Source organism: Bacillus cereus group sp. BfR-BA-01347 (genome assembly GCF_022663835.1).
Lineage (GTDB): Bacteria > Bacillota > Bacilli > Bacillales > Bacillaceae_G > Bacillus_A > Bacillus_A thuringiensis_K.
Genome location: NZ_JAKUGG010000014.1, coordinates 18,500 through 34,634 on the forward strand (window position 1 = coordinate 18,500; position 16,135 = coordinate 34,634).

Below are 16,135 nucleotides of genomic sequence, written 5' to 3' on the forward strand. Positions count from 1 at the left end.
TCTTTCGCTAAGTAAGGTAGTTATGAAATTGGACGGAATTTCTCGGCTACAAAAGGTAAAGAAGAAGGGACAGAGATAGTCTCCATTTCAGGATAACGTAATCCGGTTAATTTGCCACCAAATACAGCGCCAGTATCAATATTGACTGTCTGATTGATGAATCGAGGTTCTGCCACTGGTGTATGTCCATATACAATCCAAGCTTGTCCCTTGTATTCTTGTGCCCAATCGCGACGGACAGGTGAGCCATCGGCATGCTTTTCTCCTGTAATATCGCCATATAATACAAAGGTTTGTACTTTTTTATCTTGTCTTCCTATGTAATCTTGCCGAATTCCAGCGTGACATACGATTACTCTTTTTTCATCTAGTATGTGGTAGAGCGGTGATTGTTCATAAAGAGTGATAAACTTTTCTTTTATAATGTTTTGCTTATGAGAAGGAAGTGCCTCATATTCAGCAACAGTTGTTTCAAGTCCGTGAGCGACTGTTACATTACGCCCAAGGAAAAATCGATATAGTTTATTACAGTGATTTCCAGGAGCGTAATAAGCTTCTTTTTTATGTATGACAAGTTCCCATACAATTTCAATCATACGTAATGAATGAGGACCACGGTCTGTAATATCGCCAACGAATGCAAGTTTACGTTGGTCAGGGTGAACTGGTAGACCGCTACTCCAGTTATATCCTAGCTTCTCCGTTAAATTTTGAAACTCTTGGAAGCATCCATGAATATCTCCTATAATGTCATATTTCATATTTAAACCTCCATCGTATTTTTCATTAGTATATCTAAAAAAGGATAGAGATAAAATATAGCGGTTTTATGTTGTTCATTTAAATATAAAGATTTTCGTTCTTGAGCGAACATTTAAAATGAATCCAATCGCAATCATGTATGTAAGTAGTGAACTGCCTCCGTAGCTCATAAGAGGTAATGTTATCCCTGTAATGGGAAGTAATCCAATTGTCATCCCGATATTTTGAAATACTTGGAAAGTAAACATTCCGATTGTACCAGCGCAAATGTAACTACCGAAAGGGTCATTACTTTCTAAAGCGATATGAATCATTCGGAAAATGAGTAAGAAAAAAAGTGAAATAATGACACTTGCGCCTAGAAATCCAAATTGTTCAGCGACATTAGTGAAAATAAAATCTGTATGGGGTTCTGGAAAATATACTTGTCCATTTTCCCATCCTTTTCCTTGCATTTCTCCGGATCCAGTCGCTAAGAATGCTTGTCTTAATTGATAGCCTTGTGCATCATATTTGTAAGGTGCTAACCATCCGTAGAAGCGATTTAATTGATATTCTTTTAAAATGTGTGCTTTAAAAAAATCTGTGTGAGTAAAAAAAATATATATTAATGTAGATCCAGCCACGAAAGTAGCTGAAACTAATCCGAAAATAAAACGCCATCGTATGCCAGAAACTAGTATCATTGCTGCAAGCATCGCTGAAATGACCATTGTGTTTCCTAAATCTGGTTCTTTTGCAATAAGTAGTAGTGGTGGCAAGCTTGTCGCAAATATTTTTCCAAGTAATAAAAAATCGTCATGTATCGTTTGGGAAAAATATTTCTCATTATGATTTGCTATAATTCGTCCAATGACGATAATTAAAAACAATTTCATAATTTCAGAAGGCTGAAAATTTCCGATACCTGGGAGCCTGTACCAAGCGGTAGCGCCTTTAATTGTAACGGCACCTGGTACTTGAAGTTCTAGTCCAATAAGTAGTACCATTGCAAAGCTGTATAAATACCAAGCAATTTTTTGATAACGATCGAAGTCGATAATCATAATAACACCAATGGCTATAAATCCAATGAAATACCATTGGATTTGCTTTAGTACAAAATTGACGTTTTGTAAAAATGGAGGTAAAGAGGCTTGTGCACTTGCAATAGCACAACAACTAACAATCCCAATGGCAAATAAAATAAATAGTAATAAGTAGTCTATTTGATATTGAGAATTTGGATCTTTCAATGTAGGTATTCCTTTCTACTGCTCTTTATAGTAATGGATTTTATCCCGCATTAATGGGCAGTAAGACCCCCGCCTCAAAATTCAGGGAAAGCGAAGAAGTTAGGTGGGGGATCAACTGCCCGTAAAAGCCCGATTGGTGAGGGCTGATTAAAGTTTCACTTTATAGTATGAGAAAGAATGTATGAACTATACGAATGATTCACATATAGTCCATACACTTTTAATTTTGCAAAGTAGTTTAATTGTTTAACTCTTTAATAATTATATCCAAACAATGGGAAAGACGTACATGTGCGTCAGGAAAAATATCTAGTTGATGAAGATAGTATTTTAAGGAACTTTTACACCATTGGTAAGCACTAAGTAGAGCTGCTCTATAGTCCATAGTATTTTGTAAAAAGCCATATTCTTTTGCTGTTATAACAAGGTGTGTGAAATCTTCACAACCTTGAAGGAGCTTATTGTGTATTTGTTGTCCAGCATGGTAGCGAAATTGACTTAAAGGCTCAGAAATGTATATTGCATTTCCTTTAGAAAGTAAAGAAATCCATGAGGCCATATCAACACTACAAGAATATTGTCGCTCTTTAAGGGTGCCAAAAGGTTCAGTGAGTAATTTTTTTCGAAACAAAGTAGTCGTAGGCTCACCGATAATGTTGTGCCCGCCCTTTAACATCCAATTACCTAAAAATATCCCGTTTAATGGGGTGTCTTCACTATATAACCTTTGTGTTGGGTGGGAATCACCTATTAGATTTCCATAATCATCAATACGTACTCGATAAGAAGTAACAAGAGCAAGATTTTTATTGGAATCTTGCTCAAAATAGGCCATCATTTTTTGTATTTTATGCTTATAAAACACGTCATCGTCCATTAAAAAGTTTATATACTCACCATTTGATTTTTCTATGAGCATAAGGTCATTGTGAAATTGTCCTAGAGTAGGGGTATTTCGAATATATGTTATATTTTTATAATTTGGTAAGTATTGTTCGCGTATTAAAGTTGCTGTTTCATCATTTGTACTATCATCTCCGATGATGATTTCAATATTTGAATAAGTTTGTGCCAATGCACTTTCTAGAGCAATTTTGAAATAATGAGGCCGATTATAAGTGGGAATAAGGATGGAAACGAGAGGTGGATTTTTTTCATTCATCATACATAACTTCCTTTCAGAAGCTTTTTTTTGTAAGAACAATATCTTGGTAACTTGTATATTCATGTCTGCCGCACCATAAGCCGTAATGCGGCTTATTGATTATTTCTAGGTCGTACTTATTCAATAAATTGCAAATATCTGTCTCCGGATAAGCAACTGCGAAATTCGGAATATCTTTATTTACAACGTAGCAATTTTCAATTCGATGATAAAAACCTAATGTACTTTGTCCTGCATTTAAATAATAAGACGATTCAGGGTTTATAAGAAAGAATGTAATGAAACATCTCCCGTCTTTTTTTAATACACGTACAATTTCAGATACGTAATGTTCTAATTCTTTTGGGAGAAGATGCGTAAATACAGAAGTTAAAAAGATAAAATCGAATGTTCCGTCTTCATAGGGAAAACGATATTGAGAGGCATCTTCTTTTCCTTCCGGATTATAGAATTGATTGTATATGTCAACATGTTCAAAGTGAAAATTATTACGCATAGTTGAAATGTTATTTTGACACCAAGTAATTCCATCTTTAAACAAATCAAATCCATAATACGCTCCATCATCATTTAAGTAATTCATTAATGGTACAGCCATTCGGCCGACGCCGCAGCCTACATCCAATACTTTTTCATTTGATTTTAAAGCGCCAATTTGAATAAAATGCTTTAGGAACTCTTTTCCAACCTTTTTGAAGTCGCCACCTACATATTGGACGAGTTCAGGAGGGGGGAGTAAAGTCATTTCTTTGTTAAATTCGCTCATGAGTATACCCCTTTCTTGTGTGAGAATATGCAGTAACTCTATTAATGAAATTTTCAATTTGTAGTGAGAGAAGACAGGAAAACAATTGTTATATGTAAGGAGATTCCGAAAAAAATATTTTGTTGGGTTAGAAGTGAGAGAAGGATGAGTGAAAATGGGATCTCCTATAGATTAAATCTTTTTATTCTTTTCTCCAATAAACGCCAAATACATCAATTTTAGTAATAGGGGCTTTTAAATTTCGTTGCTTTCTAAAGTCTGTCACAGCCTCAGCGCATGGTGGTAACCCGTAGTCATCGATAATTATATAGCCACCTTTAGAAACTTTATCATATAAGTTCATGAGACCATCCATGGTGGATTCGTACATATCACCATCAAGCCGTGCAATTGCTATTTTTTCAATTGGTGCTGTTGGTAAAGTATCTTTAAACCAACCTTTTAAAAATTTCACTTGATCATTTAGTAAATCATATTTTTTGAAATTCTCTTGTACTTGTTCTAAAGAGACGCGTAAGTAATCGAATGTGTGTAAATAATCACCGTAATCTTTTGGATATTGTTCTAGATTCGGTGCTGGCAAACCTTCAAATGAATCTGCGACCCACACATTACGATCCGTAATGTTGTTTGCTTGTAAAAACCCATTCATAAAAATGCATGATCCTCCGCGCCATACACCTGTTTCAATAAAATCACCTTCTATATTTTCACGAACAACGGTTTCCATCGCCTCTTGTAATTGGTTCATACGTTCTCGACCAATCATGCTATGTGCTGCTCTTGGCCAATCCATTCCATCATGACGTTCACTTTTTGAGACATTTGGTTTTACAATTTTTAAGTTATGGTTTTCGGCATATTGCTTAATGAATAAAGGGAGAGGGACTGTAACTGGTTCGAATTCTAGTTCTTTCGAAATATGTAGAGATGCGGGTAAGTATGCCTCATATTCTAACCATATTTCAAATAAAATTGTCTTCTTTAGCAATTCGAGATAAAGCTGAACAGCAGATTTACTTTCCATATTTGTGCCTCCTGCAAAATGTCATACAACAATATGATTATGTAGGTACTGAATGTTTCATGATTGAATTTGAAATTGAAAAAGCAGTAAAACTGATATCAGTTTTACTGCTAAGTAAAAAATTAAGCAACTTTTTCAATAATAATAGATGCACTCGTGCCAAGAGCTAATGATAGCCCAAGCCCTGTAACAATTACTTCAACTAATGATGGAGTTGTCGTAATTTGCGTAATTGCTTGAATAACGATAGGTGCTCCGAGTGAGATTAAACTTGATCCAGTACCTGGTACAGGTACTCCATTCACTTGGATTGTAAGACCTCCTAATAGACTTGCTGTTGCAGTATTAGCGATAACAGTAATTTTATAGAATCCAGTTTCACTAATTACGAAAGTATCAGCATCTAATTGAGAAATTGCTGTACCAAACTGAGATCCAACAGTATTAAATGGTACTGGATCATTAATTCCTAGATCTAAAGAAATCCCACCGGAGTTAAATGCGTATAGTCCTGCTGGAAGTCCTAGTCCGGATGGTCCAGTTGGTCCAGTCGGTCCAGTAGCCCCCGTAGGTCCAGTAGCCCCCGTAGGTCCAGTAGCTCCAGTGTCACCAGTCGGCCCCGTAGGTCCAGTAGCCCCAGTGTCACCAGTCGGCCCCGTAGGTCCAGTAGCCCCAGTGTCACCAGTTGGTCCCGTAGGTCCAGTTGGCCCCGTAGGTACAGTCGGCCCTGTAGGTCCGGTCGGTCCAGTCGGCCCGGTCGGCCCAGTCGGAAGGGTAAACGGTGGTATCGGTGGTAATGTAGGTCCTACAAGATTAGGGTCAAATGCACTAGCTGATAAAGATTCATCGGGATTTAATCCATTTGAATAATTATTATTTGACATAAATTCACCTCCATAAAGCGTTCATTATATAGTAGATGCAAAACCGAAAGAAAATGACACGGACATTTGAATTATTGAAAAGAAATCTTAAACTACTTGAACAATTTAAAAAAATGGAAAGTTTAGTATAGGTATAACATATGATTGATTTGGAAGAGGGTGATTATGTTGAACAAGCAAGGAATTACAATTAGTTTATGTATGATTGTTCGAGATGAAGAGGAGACAATAGCCCGTTGTTTAGACACAGTTGAAAAAATTGTGGATGAAATTATAGTAGTTGATACAGGTTCCGTCGATCGAACGAAAGAAATCGTAGAGAAATACACTTCTAACATATATGATTTCCAGTGGATTGATGATTTTGCAGCAGCAAGAAATTTTTCTTTTTCAAAAGCGACGCAAGAGTATATATTGTGGCTAGATGCAGATGACGTATTATTAGAAGATGCTCAAGAAGCGTTGAAACTTTTAAAAAGAGAATTAGATCCTAAAATTGATGCCGTTTCGATGCCTTATCACCTTGCAATGGATTCTAACGGGAAACCTTTATATTGTACAAAAAGAAATCGACTTGTAAAACGTGAAAAACAATTTCAATGGTTTGGAAAGGTTCACGAGTATTTAGCTATTTCTGGTGAGGTTTTTAGTAGTAATGTTGCTATTACGCATAAAAAAGAAAAAAAAGTAACAGATCGTAATTTGAGAATTTTTCAAAACACTGTAGCTGCAGGGGAAGAATTGAGTCCGAGGGATTTATTTTATTACGCAAATGAATCTATGGATAACCAAAAATATGATGATGCAGTTCTTCTTTATGAAACATTTCTTAATCAGGACGAAGGATGGTATGAAGAAAAAATTTATGCATGTGGTAAGTTAGGAGATTGCTATGCGAAGCTCGGAATGTGGGAGAAGGCAATTGAATCTTGTGTGAAGTCGTTTCGGTATGACGTCCCTAGAGGAGAGAATTGTACAAGAATAGGATATATATATATGGAACAAGAAAAATATAATGAAGCGATATTTTGGTTTAAACTTGCAACGGAAGTACCAATGGCAACGGAAAGTCCTTTCCATAGTCCAGCTAGCTACACATGGCTACCCTATTTACAAATGTGTATTTGTTATAGCAGGTTAGGAGAGCAGGATAAAGCATATTATTACAATGAATTAGCAGCTTCTTATGTTCCGAATAATGCTGCAATTGAATATAACCGTAAATATTTTCGGGGAGTTTTTGATAAACCATATAAAGCGTAATAGGTTTCGTTTTTTTAGAAATGATTTATCGTTATTCTAACTCTAATAGATTGGTTATATATTAGAGTATCAGTAACGTAACCAATATAGATAAAAATTTTTATACTGCTATTTGCGGGCTAATAATCAGTGGGGGATGAACAAAAACTACACTTTATAGAATTCATATGAGATTTATATTTCTAATTCAATTTGCATAAGGAGTGTGTGAAATGAATCGCGAAAAAAGTTCTTTATATGAAGAAAAATCCGAGCATTATTATAATGCAGCGAATCCGAATTTATTAAAGCATATAAAAAAGGAATGGAAAGAAGTTCTTGATATTGGTTGCTCGAGCGGTGCATTGGGAGCAGCTATTAAAGAAAACGGTACACGTGTATCAGGAATTGAGGCATTTCCAGAGGCTGCAGAAAAAGCGAAAGAAATACTAGATCATGTTATTTTAGGGGATATAGAAAAAATAGATCTTCCTTATGAGGAGGGGCAATTTGATTGCATCCTATTTGGAGATGTATTAGAGCATTTATTTGATCCATGGGCTGTGATTGAAAAGGTTAAGCCATATATAAAGCAAAATGGTGTGATTTTAGCAAGTATACCAAACGTTGCTCATATTTCAGTATTAGCGCCCTTACTTGCCGGAAATTGGACGTATACAGAATATGGTTTATTAGATAAAACACATATTCGTTTCTTTACATTTAATGAAATGCTAAGAATGTTTTTAAAAGCAGGATATGTTATTAGTAAAGTAGATCGTGTATATGTTGATCATAAAATGTATGAGCCGCTTATTGAGGAGTTGTATGGAATTTGTAAAAAATATCGTCTTGGAAGTGGCTTCATGGCTGAGACAGTTGTATTTCAGTATATTATTGAAGCTGAAAAATCACAATTATGAGTGCTGCAGACAAAACAATATTATTTGTTACATGTATAAATGATCGGAAATTGTATGCAAACTGCGTGCGACATATATTGCAATTGTTAGTACCTCCAGGGTATATTGTTCAATTTATGCCGATTCGAAATGCGAAAAGTATGACGAGTGGATACAATCAAGCTATTTCGCATCCAGCGAAGTATAAAGTGTATTTACATCAAGATGTTTTTATTATAAATAGAGCTTTTTTATATGGATTACTTCAATTATTTGAGGAACATGAACACCTTGGTATGATTGGGATGGTTGGAGCGCAATATGTTCCTCCAACTGGTGTATGGAACGAAGGGCGTGGAATTGTAGGAAAGGTCATTGGTTATATGAATGATTTGTTTTATATGGCAAGTTTAGAACAACCGTATCATGAATCAAAAACATTTATTCCTGTAGAATGTATTGACGGTTTATTAATGGCGACACAATATGATGTTCCGTGGCGAGAAGACTTATTTGACGGATTTGATTTTTATGATGTATCTCAATCATTTGAATTTAAAAAAGCAGGATATACAGTCGGTGTACCAGTACAGCGCGATGCTTGGTGCATCCATTATCATTTTGATGTGAATATGACGAACTATGAAAAGTATCGAAAAATATTTGTAGAACACTATATGGCAGATGTAAATAAGGAAGAATAAAGGGGGGACAAAAATGAAAGATCATACAATATTAGTCGTTGTTTGTGTAAATAATGAGGAGCTTTTTAAACAATGTGAGAGCCAAATAAGAAACATTTTTGTTCCCCCTGGTTACGCTGTACAAATTTTTCCGATACGAGATGCACAAAGTATGGCAAGTGCATATAACCGAGCCCTTTCATATCCAGCGAAATACAAAGTGTATATACATCAAGATACATATCTTATTAATCGAGATATGTTTTATACACTTATATCTCTTTTTGAAGAAAATGAAAAGCTTGGTTTAATAGGGGTCGCTGGGGCTCAGTTTTTACCGAATAACGGGATATGGTGGGAAGGGAAAAATTTAGTAGGGAAAGTGATTGAATATAGAAGACGGAATTATCAATTATTAAATTTGGATCAGGTTTTTTATGGTAATCAACCATTTTTGTCAGTTCAGGCAATTGATGGTTTATTTATGGCAACGCAGTATGATATTCCGTGGCGAGAAGATTTATTTCAAGGGTTTCACTTTTATGATGTGTCACAATCTTTAGAATTTCAAAGGGCTGGTTATTTAATCGGTATCCCAAATCAAGCAAATTTATGGTGTATTCATTACAACGGGGATGAGTTTGATGCGGATACATATGAGAAGTACCGGAAAGTGTTTGTAGAACATTACAAAGATATATTATCTCCATCATAAAGGAGAGATGCAGAGTGAAAGGAATTATTTTAGCAGGTGGTACTGGGTCGAGATTATATCCAATAACGAAAGTAACGAATAAACATTTACTTCCTGTTGGGCGGTATCCGATGATTTATCATGCGGTATATAAACTAAAACAATGCGATATTACAGATATTATGATTATTACAGGTAAAGAGCATATGGGGGATGTTGTTAGCTTTTTAGGAAGTGGTCATGAATTTGGCGTGTCCTTTACGTATCGTGTGCAAGATAAAGCGGGCGGGATCGCACAGGCGTTAGGGCTTTGTGAAGATTTCGTCGGGAATGATCGTATGGTAGTTATATTAGGAGATAATATTTTCTCAGATGATATTCTTCCGTATGTTGAAGAGTTTGCAAATCAAAAAGAAGGTGCGAAAGTACTATTGCAATCTGTAGAAGATCCCGAAAGATTTGGCGTAGCACATATTCAAAACCGAAAAATAGTTGAAATTGAAGAAAAGCCGAAAGAGCCGAAAAGTTCTTATGCTGTTACGGGAATTTATTTGTATGATTCGAAAGTCTTTTCTTATATAAAAGAATTAAAACCTTCTGCACGGGGAGAACTTGAAATTACAGATATAAATAATTGGTATTTAAAACGAGGGGTACTTACTTATAATGAAATGAGCGGTTGGTGGACTGATGCTGGAACTCATGCTTCTCTTCAAAAGGCGAATACGTTAGCACAGGATATTAACTTTGGGAAACAGTTTAACGGAGAATAGGTGAGAATATGAAAGTTATAGAAACAAATTTTACCGATGCAAAATTGTTAGAACCGAGGTTATTTGGAGATGAGCGTGGCTTTTTTTCAGAGAGCTATAATAAGCAGGTGCTAGAAACATTAGGGATTACGTATTCATTTGTACAGGATAACGTATCTTATTCGGTTAAGGCAGGAACGATACGGGGGCTACACTTTCAAAAAAAACCGAAAGCACAAACGAAACTCATTCAAGTTATGCAAGGAGCAATTTATGATGTTATCGTTGATTTGCGAAAAAAATCACCAACATTTAAACAATGGAAAGGGTATATTTTAAGTGCAGATAACCATCGGCAATTACTAGTGCCAAAAGGATTTGCCCATGGTTTTTGCACGCTTGTCCCGCATACTATCGTTATGTATAAAGTAGATGAATATTATAGTGCAGAGCATGACTCTGGATTACTTTGGGAAGATAAAGATTTAGCAATTCCTTGGCCGGTAACAGATCCCATATTGTCCGATAAGGACCGGATATTGCCATTACTAGAGGAATATGAAGATAGTTTTTAAGTAGGAGAGTTGTTTATGAATATATTAGTAACAGGTGGGGCTGGATTTATTGGAAGTAATTTCGTTCATTACATGCTACAAAGTTATGAAACATATAAAATTATTAATTACGATGCATTAACATATAGCGGGAATTTAAATAATGTAAAATCTCTTCAGGATCACCCGAATTACTCTTTTGTAAAAGGAGAAATTCAAAATGGAGAGCTATTAGAACACGTCATAAAAGAGCGAGACGTACAAGTGATTGTAAATTTTGCAGCTGAATCACATGTGGACCGTAGTATTGAAAATCCGATTCCTTTTTATGATACAAATGTAATTGGGACGGTCACTTTATTAGAACTAGTTAAAAAATATTCGCATATAAAACTTGTGCAAGTGTCAACAGATGAAGTGTATGGTTCTTTAGGAAAAACAGGGAAGTTCACAGAGACAACGCCGTTAGCTCCAAATAGTCCATATTCTTCAAGTAAGGCGAGCGCGGACATGATAGCTCTATCTTACTATAAAACATATCAATTACCAGTTATAGTAACGCGTTGTTCTAACAATTATGGGCCGTACCAGTATCCCGAGAAATTAATTCCATTAATGGTTACGAATGCACTGGAAGGAAAAAAATTACCGTTATATGGTGATGGTTTAAATGTAAGAGATTGGTTACATGTAACGGATCATTGCAGTGCGATTGACGTTGTTCTGCATAAGGGACGTGTAGGAGAAGTATATAATATAGGTGGAAATAATGAAAAAACAAATGTAGAAGTTGTGGAACAAATTATTACTCTTTTAGGAAAAACAAAAAAAGATATTGAATATGTTACAGATCGTTTAGGGCACGATCGTCGTTATGCGATTGATGCAGAGAAAATGAAGAATGAATTTGATTGGGAACCGAAATATACATTTCAACAAGGATTACAAGAGACGGTGAAATGGTATGAAAAGAATAAGGAATGGTGGAAACCACTAAAAGATTAGTAAGGGGCATGTTAAATGAAAGAGAGGGTTATCATAACAGGAGCAAACGGCCAATTAGGAAAGCAACTATTTGAAGAGTTAAACTCTGAAGAATATGATATATATGCATTTGATAAAAAGTTACTAGATGTCACAAATATATCCCGAATACAACAAGTGGTACAAGAAATAAAACCACATATAATTATTCATTGTGCTGCCTATACGAAAGTAGATCATGCAGAGAAAGAACAGGATCTTGCATATAGAATAAATGCAATTGGAGCTCGAAATGTAGCGGTCGCTTCACAATTAGTAGGGGCGAAGCTAGTTTATATTAGTACTGATTATGTATTTCAAGGCGCCAGACCAGAGGGGTACGATGAATTTCATAGTCCTGCTCCGGTAAATATATATGGAGCCTCTAAGTATGCGGGGGAGCAGTTCGTCAAAGAGTTACATAATAAATATTTTATCGTTCGCACATCGTGGCTATATGGTAAATATGGAAATAATTTCGTAAAAACGATGATACGATTAGGAAAAGAAAGAGATGAAATATCTGTTGTAGCGGATCAAGTTGGCTCTCCTACGTATGTGGCGGATTTAAATATGGTTATTAATAAGCTCATTCATACTTCTTTATACGGTACATACCACGTATCAAACAGAGGTTCATGCTCTTGGTTTGAATTTGCACAAAAAATATTTTCGTACGCCAATATGAAAGTGAATGTATTACCTGTTTCAACGGAAGAATTCGGAGCTGCGGCTGCAAGGCCCAAATATTCTATCTTTCAACATAACATGCTACGATTAAATGGTTTTTTACAAATGCCGTCTTGGGAAGAAGGATTAGAGCGCTTTTTTATAGAAACCAAAAGTCATTAACAAATTTCTGTTAATGACTTTTTTGTTTGCCTTTAAGCGGTTTTATGTTACTATAATTATAGTATCAGGTACTAATAACAAGTATAAGTATTTCTGGGAGGATATATCATGGAACTATTACAAGGGAAAACATTTGTTGTTATGGGCGTTGCGAACCAAAGAAGTATTGCATGGGGAATTGCTCGCTCTTTGCATAATGCAGGTGCAAAATTAATCTTCACATATGCAGGAGAACGTTTAGAAAGAAACGTTCGTGAATTAGCGGACACATTAGAAGGGCAAGAATCACTTGTATTACCTTGTGATGTAACGAATGATGAGGAACTTACAGCTTGTTTTGAAACAATTAAACAAGAAGTAGGTACTATTCACGGTGTAGCACATTGTATTGCTTTTGCAAATCGCGATGACTTAAAAGGTGAATTTGTAGATACTTCTCGCGATGGATTTTTACTTGCACAAAATATTAGTGCATTCTCTTTAACAGCTGTAGCAAGAGAAGCGAAGAAAGTAATGACAGAAGGCGGAAATATTTTAACGTTAACATATCTTGGCGGCGAGCGCGTTGTGAAAAATTATAACGTTATGGGTGTTGCGAAAGCTTCATTAGAAGCGAGCGTGAAATATTTAGCGAACGATTTAGGTCAACATGGTATTCGCGTCAACGCTATTTCTGCAGGACCAATTCGTACGTTATCTGCAAAAGGTGTAGGCGATTTCAACTCAATCTTAAGAGAAATTGAGGAGCGCGCACCACTTCGTCGTACAACAACGCAAGAAGAAGTTGGCGATACAGCAGTATTCCTATTCAGTGATTTAGCACGCGGTGTAACAGGAGAAAACATTCACGTTGATTCAGGGTATCATATCCTAGGATAAATATAATATTAATTTTTAAAGGACAATCTCTAAATGCTGAGATTGTCCTTTTTATTTGTTCTTAGAAAGAACGATTTTTAACGAAAGTTCTTGCCACGTGATGAATATAACTATAATAGTACACGATTTATTCAGCTACGTATGGAAGTGGGAGGGACGAGTGTGAAGAATAAAAATAAAAGTTCAACAGTTGGAAAACCGTTGTTATATATTACGCAAGTAAGTTTAGAACTTGCTGCACCGAAAATAAAAAGGATTATCCTGACAAACTTTGAAAATGAAGATCAAAAAGAAAAAAGTAATAGACAAGAAAATATTGTAAGTAGTGCTGTGGAAGAGGTAATAGAACAAGAACAACAAGAAGAGAAGCAAGAAGAACAGCAAGTGGAAGGAAAAATAGAAGAAGAGGAAAAAGAAGAACAAGAAGAACAAGAAGAGCAAGAGCAGGTAAGAACCGTCCCGTATAATAAATCATTTAAGGATATGAATAATGATGAAAAAATTCATTTTTTATTAAACCGCCCTCATTACATTCCGAAAGTAAGGTGTAGAATAAAAACAGCTACAGTTTCTTATGTTGGATCAATCATATCGTATCGTAATGGCATCGTATCTATTATGCCGCAAAATAGTATGAGAGATATTAGGTTGTCTATAGATGATATCCAATCGATTAGTATGGCCGGCTTTTAAATATGTAAAGGTGGTAGAAAGCTTCTACCACCCCAATAGTTTTTTAGTTCACTTCACATTAGATAGTAACGTCGCGTAAGCACTGAATCGCACAGAAACAGCTTAAATCAACAGTAATGCAAGTAGATGTCGATACTAGTCTTGCATTTGGTACAGCTAAAAACGTACAAATTGGGTCATCAGTAGGTGGTACAGGAGAGCTATCACCTAATACTACACTTAATACACGTAGTACAGCACAGCTATCATCATCTACACTTTCCACACGGAAAATTGGAGATCGGCAGCCAACAAGGCTTGCAGATGGTGCAAATGCTTCAAAAGGTTCTCCAGTTTTTGTGTATAAAATAAAAGGACGTGTATTTGCTACTGATGCAGTATTGTGTGCACCTAAAAATGGAATTTCACAACCAGATCCACACGTTGTTGTAGAACAATCTTGTAATTCATTGATGAATTTTACAACGTCAACTACACAATGAGAAGAGCCATGGTGTTTATTTTCGTTACAACTCATTAATGTCACTCCTTATCTTCTTGTTTGTATTTACATTAATAAGATATTGGAGTCGAGGAGATTTGGTCACAATCTCAAGACCTTTTTTTTTAAATAGGCGAAAGAGGATAAGGGAAGGTGGAATTATGCTGTTTACAAGCTGGCTTTTATTTTTTATTTTCGCGTTAGCAGCCTTTAGGCTCACTCGTTTAATTGTTTATGATAAAATTACAGCCTTTTTGCGAAGACCATTTATTGATGAATTAGAGATTACGGAGCCAGATGGAAGTGTATCAACGTTTACAAAAGTGAAAGGTAAAGGATTAAGAAAGTGGATTGGCGAATTATTAAGCTGTTATTGGTGTACAGGTGTATGGGTTAGTGCTTTTTTATTAGTTTTATATAATTGGATTCCTATTGTTGCGGAGCCGTTACTTGCATTATTGGCTATTGCAGGAGCAGCAGCAATCATTGAAACGATTACAGGATATTTTATGGGAGAATAATATATTTTCATAATAAGAGAAAAAGCGGAGTTTAAAAGAATGAGGGAACGGAAATAAAGAGTTGTTCATATAGTAAATAGACAGAATTGACAGTAGAGGAGATGTTTGCTGTGAGCAATAATCCAAGGCAAAATTCATATGACCTGCAGCAGTGGTATCAAATACAGCAACAGCACCATGCACAACAACAGGCATATCAAGAACAATTGCAACAACAAGGATTTGTGAAGAAAAAGGGATGTAATTGTGGGAAAAAGAAGAACACAATAAAACAATATGAAGAATGAAACACTCATGTTACTGTGAGTGTTTTTTATTATACATATAAAAAGCGGTATTTCTGTATTAGAAATACCGCTTTTTACTAGCTAATTTGTGCAACTGTTAATGCTGCTGCACGGACGTCTACAGTTCCAATTAACTCAACTGGTACAATTTGAATTAAGTCACCAGGATTTAAGTTAATAAGAATAACACCGCTGGATACGTCTACTTCACCAGTACCAATAACGTTAGAACGAACCGCTGTACCTGATCCAGGAATAATGTTAGCTGGCGTATTTAATGATAAGAAGAAACGACCAGCTTCTGGTGCTACAGGTGCGTTATCAAGACTAATCGTTAATGTATAACTGATTTGATAAATACCAGCTCGTAGAATTCGAATGCCATCTCCAACACTTACTGTATCATTTATTACTGGAACAGTAATATTTGGGTTTGGACTTACGCTAGGTAATAGTAGTGGTGTAAATAGTGAAGCGAACTGAGGTGCAGACGCGTTGAAAGCAAAACCGAAGGCAGGTAGTGTACTAGCTGGCTTTGCCTCACAATCAATTTTAGTAAATTCGCAATCAGAAGAGAACATGTTTTTCACTCCTTTATCTGTTTCTACTTTCAGTTAATGAAAAGGACAGGTTCTATGTTCTAGACAAGTTCCCAATTTTAAGAAATTTACATAATAATACTCTTTAAGCATGGATTGGGTGGCAGAATTATCTGCCACCCAATCCATACTTA

The 16,135-nt window shown here is 35.7% G+C and carries 20 protein-coding genes; 12 read left to right on the plus strand and 8 right to left on the minus strand.

The genetic code is table 11. From position 1 onward, the window contains the following. Window positions 1-20: 20 nt before the first annotated feature. The 6 genes from prpE to MR143_RS19710 all read right to left on the minus strand — a co-directional run bounded on the left by prpE (window position 21) and on the right by MR143_RS19710 (window position 5,839). Entirely contained in the window at window positions 21-761 is a 741-nt protein-coding gene (gene prpE / locus MR143_RS19685; protein WP_000872696.1) for a bis(5'-nucleosyl)-tetraphosphatase PrpE, read from the minus strand. Window positions 762-836: 75 nt separating this feature from the next. After that, on the minus strand, window positions 837-1,997 hold the full coding sequence (locus MR143_RS19690; protein ID WP_000654688.1) for an FtsW/RodA/SpoVE family cell cycle protein: 1,161 nt from the start codon (window positions 1,995-1,997) through the stop codon (window positions 837-839). 238 nt (window positions 1,998-2,235) lie between these two features. Further along, window positions 2,236-3,162: a glycosyltransferase family 2 protein gene (locus tag MR143_RS19695; protein ID WP_002163893.1), complete on the minus strand. Its 927-nt coding sequence runs from the start codon at window positions 3,160-3,162 to the stop codon at window positions 2,236-2,238. Window positions 3,163-3,175: 13 nt separating this feature from the next. Beyond that, window positions 3,176-3,928: a class I SAM-dependent methyltransferase gene (locus MR143_RS19700; RefSeq protein ID WP_001288764.1), complete on the minus strand. Its 753-nt coding sequence runs from the start codon at window positions 3,926-3,928 to the stop codon at window positions 3,176-3,178. A 181-nt stretch (window positions 3,929-4,109) separates the two neighbouring features. Continuing rightward, entirely contained in the window at window positions 4,110-4,955 is an 846-nt protein-coding gene (locus MR143_RS19705) for a TylF/MycF family methyltransferase (RefSeq protein WP_000444379.1), read from the minus strand. Between the two features lie 122 nt (window positions 4,956-5,077). Continuing rightward, window positions 5,078-5,839, minus strand: a complete 762-nt coding sequence (locus MR143_RS19710; protein WP_242280896.1) for a BclA C-terminal domain-containing protein — start codon at window positions 5,837-5,839, stop codon at window positions 5,078-5,080. 165 nt (window positions 5,840-6,004) lie between these two features. Here MR143_RS19710 and MR143_RS19715 point away from each other — a divergent pair, with 165 nt between their 5' ends. The 10 genes from MR143_RS19715 to MR143_RS19760 all read left to right on the plus strand — a co-directional run bounded on the left by MR143_RS19715 (window position 6,005) and on the right by MR143_RS19760 (window position 14,113). After that, a complete protein-coding gene (locus MR143_RS19715) occupies window positions 6,005-7,102 on the plus strand; it encodes a glycosyltransferase (protein ID WP_000932906.1) in 1,098 nt (365 codons plus the stop codon). 212 nt (window positions 7,103-7,314) lie between these two features. Then, window positions 7,315-8,004, plus strand: a complete 690-nt coding sequence (locus tag MR143_RS19720) for a class I SAM-dependent methyltransferase (protein WP_001078429.1) — start codon at window positions 7,315-7,317, stop codon at window positions 8,002-8,004. Beyond that, a complete protein-coding gene (locus MR143_RS19725; RefSeq protein ID WP_001271182.1) occupies window positions 8,001-8,687 on the plus strand; it encodes a glycosyltransferase family protein in 687 nt (228 codons plus the stop codon). The genes MR143_RS19720 and MR143_RS19725 overlap by 4 nt, the downstream gene beginning before the upstream one ends. 13 nt (window positions 8,688-8,700) lie before the next feature. Then, on the plus strand, window positions 8,701-9,381 hold the full coding sequence (locus MR143_RS19730) for a glycosyltransferase family protein (protein WP_000651519.1): 681 nt from the start codon (window positions 8,701-8,703) through the stop codon (window positions 9,379-9,381). A 14-nt stretch (window positions 9,382-9,395) separates the two neighbouring features. Continuing rightward, window positions 9,396-10,133, plus strand: coding sequence for a sugar phosphate nucleotidyltransferase (locus MR143_RS19735; protein ID WP_000676158.1), 738 nt, complete (start codon window positions 9,396-9,398; stop codon window positions 10,131-10,133). Window positions 10,134-10,141: 8 nt separating this feature from the next. After that, on the plus strand, window positions 10,142-10,687 hold the full coding sequence (gene rfbC, locus MR143_RS19740) for a dTDP-4-dehydrorhamnose 3,5-epimerase (protein WP_000864167.1): 546 nt from the start codon (window positions 10,142-10,144) through the stop codon (window positions 10,685-10,687). A gap of 15 nt (window positions 10,688-10,702) precedes the next feature. Further along, window positions 10,703-11,671, plus strand: coding sequence for a dTDP-glucose 4,6-dehydratase (gene rfbB / locus MR143_RS19745; RefSeq protein ID WP_001024172.1), 969 nt, complete (start codon window positions 10,703-10,705; stop codon window positions 11,669-11,671). A 15-nt stretch (window positions 11,672-11,686) separates the two neighbouring features. After that, complete coding sequence (gene rfbD / locus MR143_RS19750) at window positions 11,687-12,541, plus strand: dTDP-4-dehydrorhamnose reductase (protein WP_000664658.1); 855 nt, start codon at window positions 11,687-11,689, stop codon at window positions 12,539-12,541. Between the two features lie 108 nt (window positions 12,542-12,649). Next, window positions 12,650-13,420: an enoyl-ACP reductase FabI gene (gene fabI / locus MR143_RS19755; RefSeq protein ID WP_000421886.1), complete on the plus strand. Its 771-nt coding sequence runs from the start codon at window positions 12,650-12,652 to the stop codon at window positions 13,418-13,420. Between the two features lie 141 nt (window positions 13,421-13,561). Then, on the plus strand, window positions 13,562-14,113 hold the full coding sequence (locus tag MR143_RS19760) for a spore coat CotO family protein (protein ID WP_080029703.1): 552 nt from the start codon (window positions 13,562-13,564) through the stop codon (window positions 14,111-14,113). Window positions 14,114-14,171: 58 nt separating this feature from the next. On the opposite strand, the gene exsY is transcribed toward MR143_RS19760, so the two are convergent. After that, window positions 14,172-14,630, minus strand: a complete 459-nt coding sequence (gene exsY / locus MR143_RS19765; RefSeq protein WP_001277741.1) for an exosporium assembly protein ExsY — start codon at window positions 14,628-14,630, stop codon at window positions 14,172-14,174. A gap of 125 nt (window positions 14,631-14,755) precedes the next feature. On the opposite strand from exsY, the gene MR143_RS19770 reads away from it, so the two are divergent. Both MR143_RS19770 and MR143_RS19775 read left to right on the plus strand, forming a co-directional pair. Then, on the plus strand, window positions 14,756-15,115 hold the full coding sequence (locus MR143_RS19770; RefSeq protein ID WP_000899662.1) for a DUF1360 domain-containing protein: 360 nt from the start codon (window positions 14,756-14,758) through the stop codon (window positions 15,113-15,115). A gap of 101 nt (window positions 15,116-15,216) precedes the next feature. Continuing rightward, complete coding sequence (locus tag MR143_RS19775) at window positions 15,217-15,402, plus strand: hypothetical protein (RefSeq protein ID WP_033672524.1); 186 nt, start codon at window positions 15,217-15,219, stop codon at window positions 15,400-15,402. A gap of 77 nt (window positions 15,403-15,479) precedes the next feature. Here the strand turns inward: MR143_RS19775 and exsF are convergent, their stop codons facing one another. Continuing rightward, the gene (exsF, locus tag MR143_RS19780) at window positions 15,480-15,983 is read right to left on the minus strand and encodes an exosporium protein ExsF (RefSeq protein ID WP_000492936.1); all 504 of its coding nucleotides are present in this window, start codon (window positions 15,981-15,983) and stop codon (window positions 15,480-15,482) included. Between the last annotated feature and the right edge of the window lie 152 nt (window positions 15,984-16,135).